The organism is Castellaniella sp. (assembly GCF_004321985.1).
Lineage (GTDB): Bacteria > Pseudomonadota > Gammaproteobacteria > Burkholderiales > Burkholderiaceae_B > Castellaniella.
The window spans coordinates 276,144-297,555 of record NZ_SCQN01000046.1 but is presented as its reverse complement, the minus strand read 5'-3'; the positions used below and the strand labels follow the sequence as shown (position 1 = coordinate 297,555).

General features: G+C 61.9%; 23 protein-coding genes. 5 read left to right on the top strand and 18 right to left on the bottom strand.

Features of this window, described 5'->3' with window-relative positions:
- Positions 1-27: 27 nt before the first annotated feature.
- From EPN31_RS12485 to EPN31_RS12430, 12 genes are all read right to left on the bottom strand, one after another.
- Complete coding sequence (locus EPN31_RS12485; protein WP_291773651.1) at positions 28-1,080, bottom strand: ABC transporter ATP-binding protein; 1,053 nt, start codon at positions 1,078-1,080, stop codon at positions 28-30.
- Entirely contained in the window at positions 1,080-1,898 is an 819-nt protein-coding gene (locus EPN31_RS12480; protein WP_291773649.1) for an ABC transporter permease, read from the bottom strand. Before EPN31_RS12480 ends, EPN31_RS12485 begins: the two co-directional genes overlap by 1 nt.
- 732 nt (positions 1,899-2,630) lie before the next feature.
- Positions 2,631-3,056 carry a F0F1 ATP synthase subunit epsilon gene (locus EPN31_RS12475; protein ID WP_291773647.1) on the bottom strand — a complete coding sequence of 142 codons (426 nt, stop codon included), beginning with the start codon at positions 3,054-3,056 and terminating at the stop codon, positions 2,631-2,633.
- A 9-nt stretch (positions 3,057-3,065) separates the two neighbouring features.
- Positions 3,066-4,487 carry a F0F1 ATP synthase subunit beta gene (atpD, locus tag EPN31_RS12470; RefSeq protein WP_291773645.1) on the bottom strand — a complete coding sequence of 474 codons (1,422 nt, stop codon included), beginning with the start codon at positions 4,485-4,487 and terminating at the stop codon, positions 3,066-3,068.
- A 44-nt stretch (positions 4,488-4,531) separates the two neighbouring features.
- Positions 4,532-5,431, bottom strand: coding sequence for a F0F1 ATP synthase subunit gamma (gene atpG / locus EPN31_RS12465; protein ID WP_291773642.1), 900 nt, complete (start codon positions 5,429-5,431; stop codon positions 4,532-4,534).
- A 53-nt stretch (positions 5,432-5,484) separates the two neighbouring features.
- On the bottom strand, positions 5,485-7,026 hold the full coding sequence (gene atpA / locus EPN31_RS12460) for a F0F1 ATP synthase subunit alpha (protein WP_291773640.1): 1,542 nt from the start codon (positions 7,024-7,026) through the stop codon (positions 5,485-5,487).
- 30 nt (positions 7,027-7,056) lie between these two features.
- Positions 7,057-7,596: a F0F1 ATP synthase subunit delta gene (locus EPN31_RS12455; protein ID WP_291773639.1), complete on the bottom strand. Its 540-nt coding sequence runs from the start codon at positions 7,594-7,596 to the stop codon at positions 7,057-7,059.
- A 13-nt stretch (positions 7,597-7,609) separates the two neighbouring features.
- Positions 7,610-8,080 (bottom strand): F0F1 ATP synthase subunit B, encoded by a 471-nt coding sequence (locus EPN31_RS12450; RefSeq protein ID WP_291773637.1) that lies wholly within the window; start codon positions 8,078-8,080, stop codon positions 7,610-7,612.
- A gap of 123 nt (positions 8,081-8,203) precedes the next feature.
- Positions 8,204-8,446 (bottom strand): F0F1 ATP synthase subunit C, encoded by a 243-nt coding sequence (gene atpE, locus EPN31_RS12445; RefSeq protein WP_291773635.1) that lies wholly within the window; start codon positions 8,444-8,446, stop codon positions 8,204-8,206.
- 96 nt (positions 8,447-8,542) lie between these two features.
- On the bottom strand, positions 8,543-9,421 hold the full coding sequence (gene atpB / locus EPN31_RS12440; RefSeq protein WP_291773633.1) for a F0F1 ATP synthase subunit A: 879 nt from the start codon (positions 9,419-9,421) through the stop codon (positions 8,543-8,545).
- A gap of 26 nt (positions 9,422-9,447) precedes the next feature.
- Positions 9,448-9,921: an ATP synthase subunit I gene (locus EPN31_RS12435; protein WP_291773631.1), complete on the bottom strand. Its 474-nt coding sequence runs from the start codon at positions 9,919-9,921 to the stop codon at positions 9,448-9,450.
- A gap of 224 nt (positions 9,922-10,145) precedes the next feature.
- Positions 10,146-10,922 carry an enoyl-CoA hydratase gene (locus EPN31_RS12430; RefSeq protein WP_291773628.1) on the bottom strand — a complete coding sequence of 259 codons (777 nt, stop codon included), beginning with the start codon at positions 10,920-10,922 and terminating at the stop codon, positions 10,146-10,148.
- A gap of 26 nt (positions 10,923-10,948) precedes the next feature.
- Here EPN31_RS12430 and EPN31_RS12425 point away from each other — a divergent pair, with 26 nt between their 5' ends.
- From EPN31_RS12425 to ttcA, 3 genes are read left to right on the top strand one after another with little or no spacing between them, the layout of a single operon-like run.
- Entirely contained in the window at positions 10,949-12,730 is a 1,782-nt protein-coding gene (locus EPN31_RS12425; protein ID WP_291773626.1) for a M61 family metallopeptidase, read from the top strand.
- Positions 12,727-13,086, top strand: coding sequence for a dihydroneopterin aldolase (locus EPN31_RS12420; RefSeq protein WP_291773624.1), 360 nt, complete (start codon positions 12,727-12,729; stop codon positions 13,084-13,086). The genes EPN31_RS12425 and EPN31_RS12420 overlap by 4 nt, the downstream gene beginning before the upstream one ends.
- A 42-nt stretch (positions 13,087-13,128) precedes the next feature.
- Entirely contained in the window at positions 13,129-14,136 is a 1,008-nt protein-coding gene (gene ttcA / locus EPN31_RS12415; protein WP_291773623.1) for a tRNA 2-thiocytidine(32) synthetase TtcA, read from the top strand.
- Here the strand turns inward: ttcA and EPN31_RS12410 are convergent.
- On the bottom strand, positions 14,115-15,032 hold the full coding sequence (locus tag EPN31_RS12410; RefSeq protein ID WP_291773621.1) for a LysR family transcriptional regulator: 918 nt from the start codon (positions 15,030-15,032) through the stop codon (positions 14,115-14,117). The two genes, ttcA and EPN31_RS12410, sit on opposite strands and share 22 nt — an antisense overlap.
- Positions 15,033-15,228: 196 nt before the next feature.
- Between EPN31_RS12410 and EPN31_RS12405 the strand changes: the two genes are divergently transcribed.
- Complete coding sequence (locus EPN31_RS12405) at positions 15,229-15,561, top strand: DUF4148 domain-containing protein (RefSeq protein ID WP_291773619.1); 333 nt, start codon at positions 15,229-15,231, stop codon at positions 15,559-15,561.
- A 214-nt stretch (positions 15,562-15,775) separates the two neighbouring features.
- Complete coding sequence (locus tag EPN31_RS12400; protein ID WP_291773617.1) at positions 15,776-16,672, top strand: NAD(P)-dependent oxidoreductase; 897 nt, start codon at positions 15,776-15,778, stop codon at positions 16,670-16,672.
- Between the two features lie 68 nt (positions 16,673-16,740).
- Here EPN31_RS12400 and EPN31_RS12395 read toward each other — a convergent pair whose 3' ends face one another.
- The 5 genes from EPN31_RS12395 to EPN31_RS12375 are packed head-to-tail and all read right to left on the bottom strand — an operon-like array spanning position 16,741 to position 21,293.
- Positions 16,741-17,463, bottom strand: a complete 723-nt coding sequence (locus tag EPN31_RS12395; RefSeq protein WP_291773592.1) for an ABC transporter ATP-binding protein — start codon at positions 17,461-17,463, stop codon at positions 16,741-16,743.
- A complete protein-coding gene (locus tag EPN31_RS12390; protein ID WP_291773590.1) occupies positions 17,460-18,197 on the bottom strand; it encodes an ABC transporter ATP-binding protein in 738 nt (245 codons plus the stop codon). The genes EPN31_RS12395 and EPN31_RS12390 overlap by 4 nt, the downstream gene beginning before the upstream one ends.
- Positions 18,187-19,161: a branched-chain amino acid ABC transporter permease gene (locus EPN31_RS12385; protein WP_291773588.1), complete on the bottom strand. Its 975-nt coding sequence runs from the start codon at positions 19,159-19,161 to the stop codon at positions 18,187-18,189. Before EPN31_RS12385 ends, EPN31_RS12390 begins: the two co-directional genes overlap by 11 nt.
- Positions 19,158-20,027 (bottom strand): branched-chain amino acid ABC transporter permease, encoded by an 870-nt coding sequence (locus EPN31_RS12380; protein WP_291773586.1) that lies wholly within the window; start codon positions 20,025-20,027, stop codon positions 19,158-19,160. The genes EPN31_RS12385 and EPN31_RS12380 overlap by 4 nt, the downstream gene beginning before the upstream one ends.
- 12 nt (positions 20,028-20,039) lie before the next feature.
- Positions 20,040-21,293, bottom strand: coding sequence for an ABC transporter substrate-binding protein (locus EPN31_RS12375; RefSeq protein ID WP_291773584.1), 1,254 nt, complete (start codon positions 21,291-21,293; stop codon positions 20,040-20,042).
- Between the last annotated feature and the right edge of the window lie 119 nt (positions 21,294-21,412).

Below are 21,412 nucleotides of genomic sequence, written 5' to 3'. Positions count from 1 at the left end.
CGGAGAGGCGTGCTGGTGCCTGGGTTCCTAAGAAATCACCACAATCGCTTCCTCAGGAATCCGTACTGCGATCTCAGAATGAGCAACGATGTTGGCTGTATCCGCCCACAAGCTGTCCACCCTCACAGTAATCACATCACCGCTCTGGAGTCTGACGAAGACGTCCGCGACCGGCCCCAGATATGAGATGTCGATCACGTCCCCATGGATCTCACTACGGTCCTTGGACACCGCCGCCGACAGCCGGATGGCTTCAGGCCTGACCATGACATTGGTCACGCCAGGCAGCACGTCCGCACAAAACAGCTGAAGGCCTGACGGCGTGGTGATCGAGCGCCTGTCCTGGGCGACTGTCCCACTGAAAAAATTCGCGGTCCCGATGAAATCCGCCACAAATCTGTTGGCGGGCGTGCGATAGATTTCCCGCGGTTCGCCAATCTGCTGAAGTTTTCCCGCACTCAAGACGGCAAGCCTGTCGCCCATGCTCATGGCCTCATCTTGATCATGGGTCACCAGGATCGTGGTAATGCCTAGCTTGTGCTGCAACTCCCGAATCTGACGCCTCACACCGAGGCGCAGCTTGGCATCCAGGCTGGACAGGGGTTCATCCAACAACAGCACGTCCGGCTCAATAGCCAGCGCACGAGCAATGGCAACGCGTTGCTGCTGTCCACCCGACAGCGCCCTAGGATACCGCTCGGACAACTCCTCCATCTGGACTAGACTCAGGACATCGGCGACTTTCTTCCGGATCGCAACCTCTCCGAGTCTGCGCCGCCGCAGACCGTAAGCGACATTCTCATACACGGTCAGGTGCGGAAACAATGCGTAGTTCTGAAAGACGATACCGATGTTCCTCTGATGGACGGGTGTCTCCGTCACGTCCCGGTCGCCGATAAAAATGTTGCCGGAGCTTGGCTGGACCAATCCGGCAATCATCCTGAGCGTCGTCGTCTTCCCGCAGCCCGATGGCCCCAGAAAAACCAGAAACTCTCCATCGGATATATCCAGATCAATCGAATCCACAGCGGCAAAATTGCCGTACGTCTTTCGCAGCCCACGCAGTTGCACTTTAGCCATTACTTGACCACTCTCGCCAGAGGCACAAATTTGTTCGTAATCAGCAGGCCACCACCAATAATAAGTATCTGCAGGACAGAGACGGCGGCGATAGTCGGATCGATCTTGTATTCGAGATACTCCAATATGGCGATCGGGAGAGTGATCTGTCCAGGCGCCACGAGAAACAGCGATAGTTCCAGATTCCCGAAACTGATGACGAAGCTGAACAGAGCCGCAGCAACGATTCCCGGCCAGATCAACGGGATCGTCACCTTGTACAGAGTGACGAAGGGTGTGGCACCTAGGCTCCTGGATGCCTCCTCGACGGAGAGATCTACTCCCAACAGATTTGCAACGATAAGACGCACGCACCAGGGGATGGTGATCAATATGTGCGCGGCACCCAGCCCCAGAGTGGACCCGATCACCGACCAGTCAAAGAGATATTCCAGTTGAATGAATGAGACATACAACGACGCGCCAATCACGATGGAAGGCACAATCAGGGGCGACGTCAGGAGGTACATCAGAAACTGCTTTCCCCTGAGCTCCGACCGGGCAAGCACAAGCGCAGCAGGAATGGACACAGCCAACCCGACCACCATGGCTATCAATGCAACTTCCAGGCTCAGAAGAAAGCCGTTGAAGAACTGAGGCTCGATGAATATCCTGGAATACCAGTGAAAACTATACCCACTAGGCGGCAGCGCCAACAGCGGGTCAGTAAAAAAGCTCAGCCAGGCAACCAGAAACAACGGAAACGAGATGAAAACGAAACCGACCAACACCCAGGCCTTCAGCGCAATATCGGCAAAATTCCGTTTTTTGCTGCTCACAGCAACGTCTCCGGTTTCTTCTAAGGCGTGAACGATACGTGCAACGAACCCCTGTACGACAGACTCGGACCAACCGACAGTTTGTTCCGGAAGATCCACACGAACGGTGAAGGCACCGAGGCCCCGGCACGAAGCCCAGACCATCAGGTTAGTATTTTTTTAATATATCATCGATCTATCAGGAAGTGAACAGACGCTGGTCAAGCGGCTCCATCAACTCTCGTGGGCTGGGAGCGGCCGCACTGCCTTCGCGGGGATATACCGCCAGACTGGGCACACCACACACCTTGAAGCTCAGCTCCCCTGCGAGTAAGGAGCTGCTGCATTGCCCGGCATTCCTTCAGGGGGTCTCCGCACGAAACGCCTCCGGTGTTCGGGCCAGGGACTGCCCGGGGGCGGGTAGGCCAGCGCCGGATGCTGACGAAGGGAAGCGGGGTGATTTCGTCGTCACACACCGGAACGCAGTGAGGACGTGTGATGACGCCCCGCTGGACGAGGCAGATCCGGAAAGCCCGCAGGGCCGCTGGCCGTAGCCCCCGGGCAGTCCCTGGCTCGAACACCACATAAGCAAACAGATCAGCGGCTCCTACTCAAACCCCACGCGCAGACGGGTGCCAGCCGTGCGCCACGGTTGGCGGCCCGACGGGCTGCAAAGAGCTTTCGGGAGAGGCCACAGCAAAAAGGGTGCTCAACAGAGCACCCTTCCTGGTATCGGAGAATCGCAGGATCCGCTCAGTGCGACGACCGCTTCTGGCTGAACTTGCGCGCCGCTGCCGCCTGCGCCGCCAGCATGGCGAGTTCGGCTTCCACTACCGCGATGTCCGCCTTCTCCTTCGTGTTGCGCAGGGCCTCTTCGGCCCGTTCCCGCGCCGAGTTCGCCTTCGCCTCGTCCAGATCTTCCGCGCGGATCGCCGTATCCGACAGCACCGTCACGGCATGCGGCTGGACTTCCAGGATCCCGCCTGCCACGAAAATGTTCTGCTCCGTGCCGTCCGCCTGCTTCACCTTCAGTGTACCCGGCCGGATGCGCGAGATCAGCGGCGTATGGCCCGGCAGGATGCCGAGATCACCCGATTCACCCGGCAATGCGACAAACGTCGCCTCGCCACTGAAAATCGAGGCTTCCGCGCTGACCACATCAATGTGCAGAGTCGCCATATCGATTCCTTATTGCAGCGTCTTGGCCTTCTCGAAGGCCTCGTCGATCGTCCCGACCATGTAGAACGCCTGCTCTGGCAGCGCGTCGCATTCGCCTTCCACGATCATCTTGAAACCACGCAGCGTCTCGGACAGCGGCACGTACTTCCCGGGCGAGCCCGTGAAGACTTCCGCCACGTGGAACGGCTGCGACAGGAAGCGCTGGATCTTGCGCGCGCGCGCCACCGACTGCTTGTCTTCCGGCGACAGCTCGTCCATCCCCAGAATCGCGATGATGTCGCGCAGTTCCTTGTAGCGCTGCAGCGTCTGCTGCACGGCACGAGCCACGTTGTAGTGCTCTTCGCCCACGATCTGCGGGTCGAGCTGACGACTGGTGGAGTCCAGCGGATCCACGGCCGGATAGATCCCCAGCGCGGCGATGTCGCGCGACAACACCACAGTCGAGTCCAAATGCTGGAAGGTCGTGGCCGGCGACGGGTCGGTCAAGTCATCAGCCGGCACGTACACGGCCTGGATCGACGTGATGGAGCCGGTCTTGGTGGACGTAATGCGCTCTTGCAGCTTGCCCATTTCCTCGGCCAGCGTCGGCTGGTATCCCACAGCCGACGGCATCCGGCCCAGCAGGGCCGAGACTTCGGTACCGGCCAGCGTGTAGCGGTAGATATTGTCCACGAAGAACAGCACGTCGCGGCCTTCGTCGCGGAAGCTTTCGGCCATCGTCAGGCCCGACAGCGCCACGCGCAGGCGGTTCCCGGGAGGCTCGTTCATCTGGCCAAACACCATGGAGACCTTGGATTCCGCCAGGTTGTCGAGCTTGATGACGCCCGCATCGGACATTTCGTGGTAGAAGTCGTTGCCCTCGCGGGTCCGCTCGCCCACGCCGGCGAACACCGACAAGCCGCTGTGCGCCTTGGCGATATTGTTGATCAGCTCCAGCATGTTCACGGTCTTGCCGACGCCGGCGCCGCCGAACAGACCGACCTTCCCGCCCTTGGCGAACGGACAAACCAGGTCGATCACCTTGATGCCCGTTTCCAGCAGCTCCACGGACGGCGCCAGTTCGTCGAACTTCGGGGCATGCTGGTGAATCGAACGCTTTTCCTTGGACTCGATGGGACCACGCTCGTCGACCGGACGCCCCAGAACGTCCATGATGCGGCCCAACGTACCCTGGCCCACCGGGACCGAGATCGGCGCGCCGGAGTTGTTCACCGCCATGCCGCGGCGCAACCCGTCCGAGGACCCCATGGCGATGGTGCGCACGACCCCGTCACCCAACTGCTGCTGCACTTCGAAGGTCAAGCCCTTTTCTGCGAAGGCGGACGTGTCGTCGGCCAGATGGAGCGCGTCGTAGATGTTGGGGATGCTGTCGCGGGGAAACTGAATGTCCACCACGGCGCCGATGCACTGAACGATGGTTCCGTTGCTCATGTCTAGTCCTATAAATATCCTTGGGTTGCTGGTGCCTGCGTCAATCAGACCGCTGCAGCGCCGCCCACGATTTCCGAAATTTCCTTGGTAATGGCTGCCTGACGGGTCTTGTTGTAGACCAGTTGCAGGTCCCCGATGACTTTCTTCGCGTTGTCCGACGCAGACTTCATCGCAACCATGCGGGCCGATTGCTCGCTGGCCATGTTCTCGGCGACAGACTGGTAGATGAGGCCCTCGACGTAGCGCAGCAGCAGGTCGTCGATCACGGTCTTGGAATCGGGCTCGTAGAGATAATCCCAACCATAGGTGGTCTCGAGTTCCTCGACCGGCTGCGCATCAGACTGGAAGGGGTCTTCCAGATCAGACGGCAGCGGCAGCAGCCGCACGAAGGTCGGCTCCTGGTGCATGGTGTTGACGAACCGGCTGGTCGCCAGATACACGGCATCGACCTTGGCGTTGCTGAAATCGTCGATCTGCGCCTTGATGGCGCCGATCAGGCGTTCCAGATTGGGTGCATCGCCCAGCTGGACTTCGGATGACACCACGTTCACGCCCACACGGCTCAACAGACCCAGTCCCTTGGACCCCAGCGCCGTCGCCTGGACGCGAATTCCCTGGCTCTCGAAGTCCTTGATCTTCGCCAGCACCAGGCGCGAGATATTGGTGTTCAGACCGCCGCAAAGGCCTTTGTCCGTCGTGACCAGAACGATGCCCACGGCCGATAGCTTGGCGCGCTCTACCATGTAGGGGTGGGTATAGTCGGGGTTCGCCTGCATCAGGTGAGCGGCGATGGCCCGCACCCGTGTCGCGTAGGGCCGGCCGGCACGCATGCGATCCTGCGCCTTGCGCATTTTCGATGCGGCGACCATCTCCATCGCCTTGGTGATCTTGCGCGTGTTCTGCACGCTCTTGATCTTGGTTCGAATTTCCTTGATTCCGGCCATTCCACTATTTCCTTAGAGCATCCCGGGACACAGGCTGCAGCCCCGGGGATGGCTCAAAACGTGCCGTGCTTCTTGAATTCCTGAATCGCGGCCGCCAGGGCAGCGTCGTCGTCCTTGGACAGTTCCTTGACGTCTTCGATGCGCTGGACCAGGGCTTCGTGCTTGGTCTTCAGGAAATCCTTCAGGGCCTTTTCGAACGGCAGCACCTGACGGACATCGAGATCATCCAGATAGCCGTGGTTGGCGGCGTACAGGGCAACCGCCAGTTCCCAGACTTGCTGCGGCTGGTACTGCGGCTGCTTGAGCAGTTCCACGACGCGCTTGCCGCGTTCGAGCTGACGACGGGTGGCATCGTCCAGATCGGAGGCGAACTGCGCGAAAGCAGCCAACTCGCGATATTGCGCCAGGTCGGTACGGATACCGCCCGAGAGCTTCTTCACGACCTTGGTCTGGGCTGAACCGCCCACGCGCGACACCGAAATACCCGCGTTGATGGCGGGCCGGATCCCGGCGTTGAACAAGTCCGTTTCCAGGAAGATCTGGCCGTCCGTGATCGAGATCACGTTGGTCGGCACGAATGCGGACACGTCACCGGCTTGCGTCTCGATGATGGGCAGCGCGGTCAGCGAGCCAGTCTTGCCCTTCACGGCGCCCTTCGTGAATTGCTCGACGTAGTGCTCGTTCACGCGAGCGGCACGCTCCAGCAGGCGGGAGTGCAGGTAGAACACGTCGCCCGGATAGGCTTCGCGCCCTGGCGGGCGGCGGAGCAACAGGGAGACCTGGCGATAGGCCCAGGCCTGCTTAGTCAGATCGTCATAGATGATCAGGGCGTCTTCGCCACGATCGCGGAAGTATTCGCCCATGGTGCAGCCCGAATACGCTGCCAGATACTGCATGGCGGCCGATTCGGAGGCCGGTGCGGCCACCACGATGGTGTATTCCATCGCGCCATGCTCTTCGAGCTTGCGCACCACGTTGTTGATGGTGGACGCTTTTTGCCCGATGGCGACGTACACGCAGGTGACGCCCTTGCCCTTCTGGTTGATGATGGTGTCCACGGCCACGGCGGTCTTGCCAGTCTGGCGGTCGCCGATGATCAGCTCGCGCTGGCCGCGGCCGATGGGAACCATGGAATCGATGGCCTTCTGGCCGGTCTGCAGCGGCTGGGTCACGGACTGACGAGCGATCACGCCCGGGGCGACCTTTTCGATGACATCCGTTTCCTTGGCGTTGATGGCGCCCTTGCCGTCGATCGGAGCGCCCAGCGCGTCCACCACGCGGCCCTTGAGTTCGGGGCCGACCGGAACCGCCAGAATGCGACCCGTGGTCTTCACGGCGTCGCCTTCGGACACGCCCACGTAGTCGCCAAGCATCACGGCGCCAACGGAGTCACGCTCCAGGTTCAGGGCCAGGCCGAACCGGTTGTTGGGGAATTCAAGCATTTCGCCCTGCATCACGTCGGACAGGCCGTGGATGCGGGTGATGCCGTCGGTCACGGACACGACCGTGCCCTGTGTGTGCACGTCGGTCGACGCGCCCAGACCCTCGATGCGGGTCTTCAGCAGTTCGCTGATCTCGGACGGATTAAGTTGCATGGTAAGACTCCTGGAATCCTGTTGTGTGGCTCATGCAGCCAGCGTGTCGCGCAGATGCGCCAGACGCGCCTGCACGGAAGTGTCGAGCACGTAGTCGCCCACCGTGACGCGCACACCGCCGATCAGTTCGGAATCGACGGCAACCTGAGACTTGAGCTTGAGGCCGAACTTGTGCTCCAGCCCCCGGAGCAGATCCGCGACCTGGGCGTCATCCAGCGGAAAGGCGCTGGTGATGCGTGCCAGTGCCGTGCCTTCCTGGCGGTTGCGCAGCAGTTCGAATTGTTCGGCGATCTGCGGCAGCGCGTGAACGCGGTCGTTTTCCACGACCAGGGCAACCAGGTTGGCCGCCTGCTCCGGCAGATCCTGGGGCACCAGGCCCACGAGAAGCTGCGTGCGCTGCGTATCGGACAGACGCGGGTCGCTCATTGCTTCCAGCACGTCATCCATGCTGGAGACCTGCGCCAGCAACGACATTACGCCGGACCAGTATTCGAGGCCGCGCGCATCGCCGCGCACGGATTCGAACAATGCCTCGGCGTAGGGTCGCGCAATAGTAGATAGTTCAGCCATGACTCGCCCTGGTTCAGAGTTGCGCCTTGAGCTGGTCGAGCAGCTCGGCGTGCGTCCTGGCATCGACCTCGCGCCGCAAGATCTGCTCGGCGCCCTTCACGGCCAGTACCGCAACTTCGGCTCGCAGGGTCTCCCGGGCGCGCTGGACTTCCTGAGCGGCATCCTGGCGGGCCTGCGCGACGATCCGGGCCTTTTCGGCTTCGGCTTCGCGGCGTGCTTCGTCGATGAGCATGGCAGCCTGCTTTTCAGCCTCGGTCAGACGGGCATGGTTTTCCGTCTTGGAGGCGGCTTCCATCAGGCCCACGCGCTGTTGCGCCTGTGCCAGATCGGCCTTGCCCTTTTCGGCGGCGGCCAGGCCGTCGGCGATTTTCTGGCGGCGATCATCGATGGCCTTCGTCATGGGTGGCCAGATGAACTTCATCGTAAACCAACCCAGAACGAAAAACACGATCATCTGGAAAAAGAGAGTCGCGTTCAAATTCACGGTCGTTTCCCTAATTTACCCACTCGTGCCCTACGGCAAGCCCGCAAGGCACCAAACCCGGCCATTGCCCGATCCCGAGCAGTGACCCCTGGCCTGCGACATACGACGCAGGCCTGTCCGTTCTTAGCCCACAAACGGGTTGGCGAACGCGAACAGCATGGCCAGACCCACGCCGATCAGGAAGGCCGCGTCGATCAGACCAACCAGCAGGAACATCTTGGTTTGCAGGGTGTTCATCAATTCAGGCTGGCGTGCTGAGGCTTCCAGGTATTTGCCACCCATCAGGCCGATCCCCAGGCAGGCGCCGATGGCCCCCAGACCGATGATCAGACCGCAAGCCAGAGCAACGAACGCAACGTTGGTCATAACAACTCCTTGGTAAGTAAACGTTGTTTAGTCGAAAAACCGAAAAATGGAATTCAGGGAACCCCGCAAGCCCGCCCAGTCCCCCGGGCGGAGTTTCTAGTGCCCTTCGTGAGCCAGCCCGATGTAGACCAGGGTCAGCATCATGAAGATGTATGCCTGCAGCAGCACGATCAGCACGTGGAAGATCGCCCACGCCGAACCGGCAATGATGTGCCCGAACGCGAGGCCCAGGCTGGTGCCATTGAAGCCGGTCCAGGCGCCGCCCAGCAAGGCGATCAGCAGGAACAGCAGCTCGCCCGCATACATGTTGCCGAACAGTCGCATGCCCAGCGACACGCACTTGGCTACATATTCGATGATGTTCAGCAGGAAATTGAAGGGCGCGAGGATGATGGCGCCAATCCCGTGCGCGTGGAACGGTGCCGTGAAGAGTTCCTTCACCCAGCCGCCCGGGTGCTTGATCTTGATGCCGTAGTACAGCATCAGCACCAGCACACCCAGGGACATGCCCATCGGCACGTTGAGATCGGCCGTCGGCAGAATGCGGTGGTAGTACAGGGGATCGCCATGGGTCGCACCCAGGCCTGTCAGGCGGAAGATCGCACCCATGAGATCCACCGGAACCAGGTCCAGCGCGTTCATGAGCGAAATCCAGATGAAGATGGTCAGCGCAAGCGGCGCGGCAAATTTACGTGTGATCTCGTTGGGAATGATGCTCTTGGCTTCCTCGGCCACCATGCCGACCAGCATCTCGATCGACATCTGGAAACGACCCGGGACGTCCGTCGTCGCGCGACGAGCCGCGCGCCAGAGAAAATACAGCACGATGAGACCTGTCAGGATCGACCAGAACAGGGAGTCATAATTCACGATGTTGAAGTTGACGATGTGGTCCTGGGGGCGCGCGAGACTGTTCAGCTGCACCAAGTGGTGCTGAATGTATTCGGACTGCGGCGTCGATACTGCGTCGGCCATCGGAAAACCCTTCAAACGTAGTCAATTCATGGCAAGCGGCGCAAGGCCATCAATACCACGTACCCTTTCATGACGCCCAGCAACCCCAACAGGAAGGCCGGCCAAACCAGCCAGCCACCCCAGCGCCAGGCGACCGCCACCACGATCAGGGCCGTCGCCAGCAGCTTCAGGGCTTCGCCCCAGAAAAAGACAAGCGAACCCGGGCGCCTGGGCGCCAGATACCCCAGCAGCAGCCGCACAGCGAACAATGCATTGGGTACAAAATAGGCCACCGCCCCGATCAAGGCGGAAGCCCCAGCGTCAGATCCTGCAAATCCCCAAGCCCCCAGAACCACCATCAACCCGGTCACTGCTTGGGCTGAAAGCGCCTGAAAGAGGCCTATCCGCGAACGTCTGGCAATACGGACCCGATCCTGATCGGATAATTTCAATTCGGGGACCGGATCATCGGCCGGCCAGTCGGCATCAGCCGATGGCGCGACCCTGTCTTGAACAGCCATAAAGCCAGTTGCTCGCCCACCGCCGCAAGCGCAACCACATTGGCGGCACGCAAGCAACGACAGTCAAACTATTTAATTATAACGGTTTTTGCGGGTGCCTACCGACACCCTGACCAAAAAGGCGCACCATTTTAACCTAATTTTCAGGCGAGGCGAAAGCCGCAGAGATGGCCCACAACATCGCAGACCATCACCGCGTGAAACAGACCACCCGCGCTGCGGTTTTAGCGGTTCTTGAAGTCCGGCTTGCGCTTTTCCACGAAGGCCCTCATGCCCTCTTTCTGATCGTCGGTGCCGAACAGCGCATGAAAATTGCGATGCTCGAAGAGCAGCGACTCGGCCAGCGACGATTCGAAGGCACGGTTGACGCTTTCCTTGGCCATCATGACCGAGGGCATCGACTTCGACGCGATGATCTCGGCCGCCGCGATGGCCTCCTCCAGCAGACGCTCCACCGGCACCACACGGGCGACCAGTCCGGCGCGCTCGGCTTCAACCACATCCATCATGCGGCCGGTGAGCACCAGATCCATGGCCTTGGCCTTGCCCACCGCGCGCGGCAGACGCTGCGTTCCGCCATACCCCGGGATCACGCCCAGATTGATCTCGGGCTGGCCGAATTTGGCGTTTTCGGCAGCGATGATGAAATCACACACCATGGCCAGTTCGCACCCGCCGCCCAGCGCATACCCCGCCACAGCTGCGATGACGGGCTTGCGGATGTGGCGCAGGGCATCCCAGTCCCCCGAAATGTAGTCGGCCTTGTAGACATCCAAGTAGGACCACTGCGCCATGGCGCCGATGTCGGCACCCGCCGCAAAGGCCTTTTCGTTGCCCGTCAGCACCATGGCACCGATGTTCTCGTCGGCATCAAAGGCCCGCATGGCGACCGCCAGCTCGGTGATGACGGCATTGCTCAGGGCATTCAGGACTTTGGGGCGATTCAGCGTCAGTAATCCCACACGCCCCCGAACTTCGACCTTGACCAGCGATTCGCTCATGATGTCTCCAAAGTTAAACTAATGCGATGAAAAACGAACCCATCCGCTATCAGGTCCGGCTGACCGACCCCGCCGGCCATCGCTACACCGTCCGCGTGACCATCGCACAACCCGACCCACACGGACAGAGCCTACGATTGCCAGCCTGGATTCCCGGTAGCTATCTGATTCGTGATTTTGCCCGACAGATCGAATCTCTGCAGGCCCACTGCAACGGCAAGCCCCTCCCGGTCCTGAAAACGGACAGCGACACCTGGCGCTGTGCACCCAGCACAGGGCCGCTCACGGTCGAATACACGGTCTACGCATGGGATCTGTCAGTGCGCGGCGCGCATTTCGACGAAAGCCACGCGTTCTTCAACGGCGCCAGCCTGTTCCTGGCGGTCGCAGGCCAGGAATCCACGCCCTGCCTGCTGGACATCCGGCCGCCCGCCCACGCGCGAAACTGGCGCGTCCATACCAGCCTGCCGGCCGCAACCGGCCAGCCCAATGCGGCGGCGCCACTCGGCTTCGGCACCTATCTTGCCGGCAACTACGACGCCCTGATCGACTTCCCGGTGGAAATTGGCACGCCGCAGCACATCAGCTTCGAAACTCACGGAGCTGTACACGATCTGGTCTTCACGGGTGTGGTCCCCGCGCTCGACCTGCGGCGTATCGCCAATGACGTGCAGAAGATCTGCGCGGCCCAGATTGAACTGTTTGAGCCCGACACCCGACGTGCACCCTTTCTGGACAGCGCACGACGCTACGTCTTTCTGGTCATGGTGACAGGGGACGGCTATGGCGGACTGGAGCATCGGGCCAGCACCGCGCTGGCGACCCGGCGCAGCGATCTACCGACACGCGGCTGCGCGGCGCCAGAGGGCTACACCACCTTCCTGGGACTGGTGAGCCATGAATATTTCCACAGCTGGAACGTGAAGCGCATCAAGCCGGCCGCCTTCGCACCATACGACCTGAGCCGCCGCAACCACACACGGCTGCTCTGGGTGTTCGAGGGCTTCACGTCCTATTATGACGACCTGATGCTGCTGCGTGCCGGGGTCATCGACGAACCGGCTTATCTGAAGCTGCTCGCCCGCAGCCTGGATCAGGTCGCGCGCGCCGGTGGCCGGCACAAGCAGTCCGTGGCCGAGAGCTCATTCGATGCCTGGACGCGCTACTACAAGCAAGACGAGAATTCCCCCAATGCCCTGGTGAGCTACTACACCAAGGGCTCGCTGGTCGCGCTTGGGCTGGATCTGGAGATCCGCCGGCAAACCGGCCGCACACACGGACTGGACGACGTGCTGCGTCTGCTCTGGCGGCGCTACGGGCGTGACTTCTACCAGGGCAAGCCCGTTGGGCTTGCCGAGGGCGCCATGCCGGCGCTGATCGCTGAAGCCACCGGCGCAGACGTCGATGACTTCATCCGGCGCCATGTCGAAGAATGCAAGGACATCCCGCTGAAGGCCGCACTGGCGCGCGAGGGCATCACGCTCACTGCCCGCGCCGAACACGCCCGCCCGACGCTGGCGGTCCGCACGCAGGCCGATCCCGGCGGCTTGCGGCTCGCCACCGTCCACGAGCATGGTCCGGCACACCGCTCCGGCCTGTCGGCGGGTGACTTGGTCGTGGCCGCCGACCACCTGCGCATCACGGACGAGGCCAGCCTGAACCGCCTGCTGGACCACCACAAGCCCGGGGACCGGGTGGTGGTGCACGTCTTCCGCCGAGACGAACTGCGTCACTACGCCGTCCGGCTGGGGCGCCCCGAACCGCTGCACCACACGCTCACCCGGTCCAGACACGGAGCCACTGCATGAAGACGCGCCGCATCATCCTGGATGGCCTGAAGGTTCAGGCCTCGATCGGCATGCTGGACCGGGAGCGTCTGCGCCCGCAGCCCATCGTGATCCATGCCGCGTTCGACACCGATGCCACGCACGTCGTGGACGACCGCGACATCGATACTGTCCTGGACTACCGCAAGTTGCGGGAGGCGTTGATCGATGAGGCCACCTGCAGCCATATTGACCTGCTGGAGACGCTGGTGGACCGTACGCTCACCCGCGTCCTGCACGACTTTCCCGGCGTCCTGCACGCCACGCTTCGCATCTGCAAACCTCAGGCGTTCGACGACTGTGACGCCGTCTGCATCGAACAATCTCGCAGCCGCTGACTCCACCACGGCGCCCAACGCCACGAATCGCCGAACGATCCTATGCTCACCTCCGAGAACATCGCTCCGCACACCCACCTGAGCGTGAATGAAAACAAGTTGGTCAAGCGCCTGCTGCGCGAAACCGGCCGCGCCATCGGCGACTACCAGATGATCGAAGACGGCGACCGGGTGATGGTGTGCCTGTCCGGTGGCAAGGATTCATACGGACTGCTGGACATCCTGCTCACGCTGCGCGAGCGCGCGCCCATCCATTTCGATATCGTTGCGGTCAACCTGGACCAGAAGCAGCCGGGCTTCCCGGAACAGGTGCTGCCGGACTACCTGAGCGCGCGCGGCATCCCGTTCCACATCGAGAACCGGGACACGTATTCGGTGGTGAAGCGGCTGATCCCCGAAGGCAAGACCACCTGTTCACTGTGTTCGCGCCTGCGCCGGGGCATTCTGTACCGCGTGGCACATGAACTGGGCGCCACCAAGATCGCACTGGGCCACCACCGCAACGATATTCTGGCGACCTTTTTTCTGAACCTGTTCTATGGTGGGCGCATGAAGGCCATGCCGCCCAAGCTCGTGTCGGACAATGGCGAACACATCGTCATCCGGCCGCTGGCCTACGTCCACGAAAAGGACCTGATCGCATACGCGCGGCTGCGTGAATTCCCTATCATCCCCTGCAACCTGTGCGGCTCTCAGGAAAACCTGAAGCGCAAGGAAATCAACCGCATGCTGGAGGAGTGGGACCGGAACTTCACCAACCGCACCTGGAACGTATTCCGGGCACTGTCGCACGTGGTGCCCTCGCACCTCATGGACCCGCAGCTCATGGACTTCGCCCACCTGAAAGCCACGGGACAGGCGGACGACGAGGGTGACCATGCGTTCGATGCGGAAGACTTCCCCGCCCCCGCCTTTTCAGAAGACGACGAGGCAGACACGGCTCTGCCATCCGACGACGGAACCGACCGCAGCGCGCTGCAGGAACGGGTCCTCGTGCGCGCACACGCGTCGCACCAGTTCGCTCCCGATCAACCCACCGCCGGCTCCTGAGTCCCCACCAGGAACGGCGCGTGCGTGAGTTGCTCGTTCAGGAAATCGATGAAGACCCGCGCCCGGGCGGGCAGCAGGCGGGACGGGAACAGCGCCACCAGCGGCACCGGTTTGAACGTCCACTGCGGCAGGATCCGCACCAGCCGGCCACTGATGTGACGGTCGCGCACCGACATCGGCACGATGCCGGCATCCATCTCAGCCATGTGCCGCAGCATCAGGACGTGGTTCATGGCCATTCGGCCATGCACGTGGACCTTGCGCTGCTCGCCATGCGCGGAGTAAAGCGTCCAGCTGGAATCCTCGCGGCCTGTGCCGGTTCGCAGGCACTCGTGATCGACCAGATCTTCAGGCGACTGCGGCGTGCCATGCGACTGCAGATAGGCGGGTGACGCGAAAAGCCCCAGCCGCAGGACACCCAGGCGGTGCGATACGATGCCCGAATCCGCGAGTTGCGACGCGCGAATCACCACATCGAAGCCATCGGTCTGCAGATCGATTTTGCGCACGCTCAAATCGTACTCGCACTCGATCTCGGGATAGCGGCGGGAAAACTCCGACAATGTGGACTGCAGGAACGCCAGCGCGAGACTGGAAGGCAGCGAAACCCGCAACCGGCCACGCGGCTCCTGAGCGTTTTCGACCAGCATCTCATGAGCAATCCGCGCCTGCTCCACGATAGGCCGGCAACGCTCGAAATAGGTCGCGCCGGCCGGCGTGAGCGCGACCTTGCGTGTGGAGCGATTCAGCAGCCGCACGCCAATAGACTTTTCCAACTGGGACAATCGCCGCGAGACGGTGGATGCCGGCATGTTCAGCGCCTCGCCGGCCCGCGTGAAGTTCTGGCTGCGGGCTACTTCGACGAACAGCTCGATATCGTTCAGTGAGGGACTCATTTACGTCCGCTGTATGGTCTTTGTTATCACAGTATTGTCGCTCATTCAAGGCGGGATTACCCGGAAAAATGGAAAGCTGATTTCGCAAGGGCCCTATTTATTGCGTCGCACCATACGCGCAGACTGTCTTCATTGGAGCAGGACATGGCGCGCAAAACGGAAAGCCCGCAGCGCCCTGCTCGAAGATCAACTTCAAATGAAGGAAACCATCATGAAAGTCAGCATCGCACTCACTGCTCTTGCAATCGGCCTATCCAGCATCGGCGTTGCCCAGGCCGCAGGCCACAACGCGTACTACCCCTCGCTGCAACAATCGCAAAACGCTGAAAGCCGCGCCCAAGTCGTGCAAGAGCTTCAGCAAGCGGAATCCAAGGGGCAGATCAGCGAAGGCCACGACCCATACTACCCAATGGTGACAGCAGCCAGTACTAAAAGCCGCGCCCAGGTCGTGAGCGAACTGAAGAAGGCCAATGGCCATCTCGCCAACGTCGGCCGTGACGCTTACTATCCGACGCGTCCCGCCGTCTGATACGCTGCCGCACAGCTGAACGCAACCCTGCAGGGCGCAAGCCCTGCAGGGTTTTTTCGCAGGTTCCGACAAATCACCGCCAGCCTGCGGCCGGATCTTCCCGACTGATCATTTACGGCGGACGTTGTCTTTGATATAACCGGAAGGCACTCCGCTGCCCATGGCGGGGCATGCCTCAACTCCACTCTACTCGAGATTCGGAACTCCACCACTCATGACAAAGAAACTCACCATTGGATTCATCGGCGCCGGCCTGATGGGCCACGGCATTGCCAAAAATCTGCTCCTCGCCGGATACCCGTTGATACTCATGGGCCACAAGAATCGCGCCCCCATCGACGATCTGGTCCGCCAGGGCGCCGTCGAGGCCCACAGCCCGGGCGAAATCGCGAGCAAAGTGGACATGCTTTTCCTGTGTGTCACCTCGTCGGCGGTCGTGGAGACGCTCATGAGCGGCGACAACGGAATCATCCAGGCGGGCCGCCCCGGGCTCATCGTCGTGGATGCCTCGACAGGGGACCCGGCCGCCACCATCGCACTGGGGGCACGCCTTTCCTCACGCGGTATTCATTTGGTCGATGCGCCACTGACGCGCACTCCGCGCGAGGCTGAAGACGGCCGCCTGAACATCCTGATCTCCGGTAAACCGGACATCGTCGCCCAGGTCCATGAGGTAGCCACCTCGTTCTGCGAAAACATCTTCGAGATCGGCGAGCTGGGCAGCGCGCTGAAGCTCAAGCTGATCAACAACCTCCTGTCCCTGGGCCACGCAGTGCTGGCGGCAGAGGCCGTGAACGCCGCGCGGGCGACGGGCGTGGACCTTGCCAAACTTCATGCGGTGGTCTCTCGCGGCGGCGCCAACAGTGCCGCGTTCGGAATGATCGTGTCGCACCTGCTCGAAGGCGACGACACGGGCATGCAGTTCTCGATGAGAAACGCGCGCAAGGACCTGGGGTGCTACCGCCGAATGGTCGAGGGCACGGATCTGATGAACTTGCTGGCCGGCTCCGCCTACGACGCCTACAACCTGGCGACCATCATGGGGCACGGAGAAAAGCTCCTGAGCCAGATGAGCGGAATTTTCTCGGCCGAACATCTGGCCGGGAAATAGCTGCGAAGGGCCGGAGAAGCGAGAGCAGCCATCACATGGACACCCACCTCGCTTCGAAGCCCACCACCCTACGCGCCAATCCCCAGATAGCTTTTCTGGACCCTCGGGTCCTGTGCGAGTTCCGCTGCAGGTCCCGAGTACACGCTGCGCCCCACTTGCAGCACATAGGCATAGTCTGAGACCTCGAGTGCCAGCTCGACTGCCTGCTCGGCGAGCAGAAGGGTCAAGCCTTCATGATGCAACTGAACGAAAGCCGCATACATGTTCTCGACGATGGCCGGCGCCAGCCCGAGACTGGGCTCATCCAGCAGCAGCAGCTTGGGCTTGCTCATGAGCGCCCGACCCACCGCCAGCATCTGCCGCTCGCCCCCTGACATCGTGCCAGCCCGCTGCTTGCGCCGCTGGGCGAGCTTCGGAAAAAGCGTGTAGACCCTGTCCAGCATGGACGAGGTCTCGCCGCGATTCCTGAGCGCCGTCGCCCCCAGGAGCAGATTGTTCTCGACAGTCTGCTGTACGAACAAATGCCAGCCCTCGGGCGCAAGCGCAAGCCCCCGGCGCACGATGGCATAAGCGGGCTGCCCGACCAGGGTCTGTTGATCGAAATCCACGCGGCCCGCAGAGCTTGGGATGAGGCCCGCAATCGCGTTCAGGGTGGTGGTCTTGCCGGCTCCGTTGGTGCCCAGCAGCGCGACCACCTGTCCCGACGCGACCTCGAGCGACACGTCGGCCACGCCGATCAGGTCGCCGTAGCGCACTTCAAGCGATTCGACTTTCAGAAGCGGCGCATTCATGACGCGCCCGCAGCGGCACGCGCCGCACGTTTGCCCAGATAGGCGCTGACCACCTGCGGGTCATTCACAACCTCGTGCGGCGTGCCCATCGCAATCTGCCGCCCCTGATGCATGACGACGACGCGGTGGGTGAGCGACATGATGACCTCCATGACGTGCTCGACGATGATGAGCGTGATGCCCTGCGCGTGCAGCGCACGCACCAGCTCGATGGCCGATTTGACTTCCGTGGGGGTCAGGCCCGCCATGGCTTCGTCCAACAGCAGGATGCGCGGATTCGTCGCCAGTGCGCGGGCAATTTCCAGGCGCTTGCGATTCGGCGTCCCCAACCCCCGCGCCGGGGTGTCGGCCATGGCGGCGAGGCCCACCTGATCGACCACCTGCTGCGCTTTCGCACGCGCGGCACGCACATCCCGCGTGTGGAGAAAAGCCCCGACCATGACGTTTTCCAGCACCGTCATGTGTTCGAACGTGAGCGGTACCTGGAAGGAGCGCGCCAAGCCCAACCGCGCCCGGTGCTCGGGCGCAAGATGCGTGATGACCTTCCCGTCGAACAGAATCTCCCCTGACGTCGGCTGCAGATCACCGGTGAGGCAACTGAAGAACGTCGACTTGCCGGCTCCGTTGGGGCCTATCAGGCCCAGGATCTCGCCCTCGGTGACGCTCACCGAGAGCGCGTCCACTGCCTTGAAGCCCTGAAAGCTCTTCACCACCTGCCGGGTCTCAAGAAACATGCTCGCCCCCCGGGCGCTTGCGCCCACCGCGCCCCGTGAGCAGCGCCAGCACGCCGTTGGGCTGGAAGCAGGCAATCAGCACGATGATGAAGCCATACAGGACGAAGGTGAGCCCCTGGCCGCCACCGCCCAGCAAGCTGTTGCTGACCTCTTCCAGCGGAATCAGAATGAGGGCACCCACCAGCGGTCCGAACAGCAGACCTGCGCCGCCCAGGGCTGCCAATATCACCAGCTTGACCGACAGCAACAGGCCAAAACCGGAATCGGGATCGACGAAACCGAACAGGATCGCGTAGAGGCTACCGGCGATGCTGGTGAAAATGGCGCTCACGATGAAGGCAGAGAGCTTGTAGCCGCTGGCCTGCACCCCCAGAGAACGCGCGGCGCGCTCGGAGTCCTTGATGGCGCGCAGATAGTAGCCGATACGGTGCCGCGAGATCCACCAGGTGACCAGCAGCGTGAGCGTCAGGATGGCCAGGAACAGGTAGTAGTAGGGCACCGAAGACCGGAAGGTCAGATCCAGGACGGAGCGCGGCATGGCCGGCCCCATCAGGCCGCCCGCACCGCCCACGCTGTCGCTGTTGACGACGATCAGCCGCACCAGCTCGGCGACGGCAATTGTGGCCATGCTGAAGTAGTGCCCCGACAGGCGCAGGGTTGGCACCCCGATGACGAAGGCAATCAGCACGCTCGCCGCGATCCCGATGGGAACCCCCACCACCGGCGGCCACTGCAAATAATGGAAAACCAGCAAGCCGCTGTAGGCGCCGCAGCCGAAGAACAGCGCGTGGCCGAAGGACACCTGTCCGGCATAGCCGCCCACGATGTTCCACGCAGAAGCGCCAATCGCGTAGAGCAGCACCAACGCACCAATGCGCTGCCAGAACGGCGACCCCACCACAAGCGGGTACACGAGGGCGAGCACGCATGCCAGCACCAGAACGACCGTCCCGCGGCGCGTCATACGGCCTTGCCCATCAGGCCCTGCGGCCGGAACCACAGGACCGCCACGAAAACGGCATACACCACCACATCCTTATAGGCGGGTCCCACCAGATAGGCAGACAAGGACTCGATCAGCCCGATCAGCAAGCCGGCAATCAATGCCCCCGGGATGCTGCCGAAGCCGCCCAGCGCCACTGTGACGAAGGCGATGATCACCAGGGACTCGCCCACCGTGGGCGAGATATAGAAGAAATTGGCGATCAGGGCGCCGGCAATCCCGGTAGCGCCGATGGCGAGCCCCCACGCCAGTGCCTGCATGCGCTCGGGACGTATCCCCATCAGTTGCGCCGCCGAGGCATCCTCCGACACGGCCATCATCTGGCTGCCGACCCGCGTGCGCGTGAGAAGCAGATGCAGGCCCGCCGTCACCAGCAGCGCCACCACCCCCGCGAGCAGGCGCGATCCCTCGATACGCAGCCCCGCCAGATCGTAGGTGCCGCCCGCCAGGTTGCTGGGCAGGGACTCGAAATTGGCCCCGAAGTACCAGAACACCGAATACCGCAGCAGCAGCGCCAGGCCGAAGGTGCCGATGATCTGCGAGAGCACGGAACCCTTCATGATGCGCCGCACGAGCAGCAGATATACCAGGATGCCGAGCAGGGCGAGCAGAACGGCAGCCAGCGGCACAGCCAGCCAGGGACCGCCGCCCAGCGCATGCCAGACAACGAAGGCCACATACATGCCCAACATGACGAAGTCGCCATGCGCAAAGTTGATCACATTCATCATGCCCCAGATGAGTGTCAACCCGGACGAGAACAGCGCGTAGACGGCCCCCAGCAGGAGACCGCCCACAACGACCTGGAGAAGGATGCTGCTGGCCATGACCCGCGAAAATTACCAGCCCTTGTAGGGCAGCTGAAGCTCTGCCGTGGCCTTCTCCTTGGGCCAGACCTCGACGTAGCGGTCGCCGTGCAACTGGATCATGACCGCCGATGCCAGCACATTCTGACCCTGGTCATTGAACTTGACACCCTTGAAGCCCACGATCAGCTGCGGCGGTTTGATGTCCGTGGCCTTGAGCGCTGCCTGGATCTTGGCGGGGTCGGTGGAGCCCGCACGATTGATCGCATCGGCCAGGACAAAGAAGGCCTGCATGATGCGCGCCGTGGAGGTATCCAGTTCGGCGCCGGTCTTCTTCTTGTACATCTCATTGATGAGGTAGGTGGCCGACCCCGGCTTGCCGGTACTCCAGACAGAACGATTCAGCACACCCTGGACATCTGCCCCAACCGTCTTGATGAAGGTGGGATCCGAGAAACCCGAATCATCGCCGATCAGGATGGGCGGCTTGTAATCGAGCGACTTCATCGTCTTGGCGTAGAGGATGGCGTCGGACGTGTAGCTCACGAAGATGACGGCATCGGGCTTGACGTTCTTCAGTTGCAGCACGGTGGACGATACGTCGGACGTATTCGCGCTGTAGGCAAGGTTGCTGATGACGTTGAACCCGTCGCGCTTGGCGGCGGCCGAGAGCACATTGGAAATGGACGTACCGTAATCGGTGTTCTCGTAGACGATGGCGAGGTTGTCCACCTTCTTGCCCCGCGACTTCATGTCCTTGAGGAAGCTCATGTAGACGTTGGCGATATCGGTGGCGATCGGCGTGGTTCTGAAGAACCATTTGTAGCCGCGCTCGGTCAGGTTCGATGCGACGGAAGCGCCGTTCACAAAGGGCACACCGTAGCGTTCAGCCACGGCACTGGCCGTGAGCGTGATGCCCGACTGATAGGCACCCACCAGCGCCGTCACGTGTTCCTGCGTGATGAGCCGCAAGGCCTGGTTCTGCCCGGCCGAAGGCGAGCCCTGGTTGTCCGCAAACACGACCTGCACCTTGGCGCCGCCCAGGTTCTTGAGACCCGCGTCCTTGGCGAGCAGGATGTCGCCCAGATCAGAGTGGGCGTTGTTGATGATGTCCATGGCGACCTCGATGCCCGCCTTGGCAGAGGCCCCCACGCTGGCCGCATTGCCGCTCATGGGCTCGATGACACCGATCTTCACCGTGTCTGCCGCCGAGGCAACACCACCCAGCAGACAGCCCATGGCCGCGCACACCAGCGCCGCGCGTCCTACCCGTTTGAATATACGCATTACGGAGACCCTCCTGAGAGACCCAATGTTTATCGATACTATTATCAATAATGACCGTTCCGCAAGCTTTCGATACTGATGATTAGGGAAAGTCCGGGGTGTTTGGACTGATATGAAGA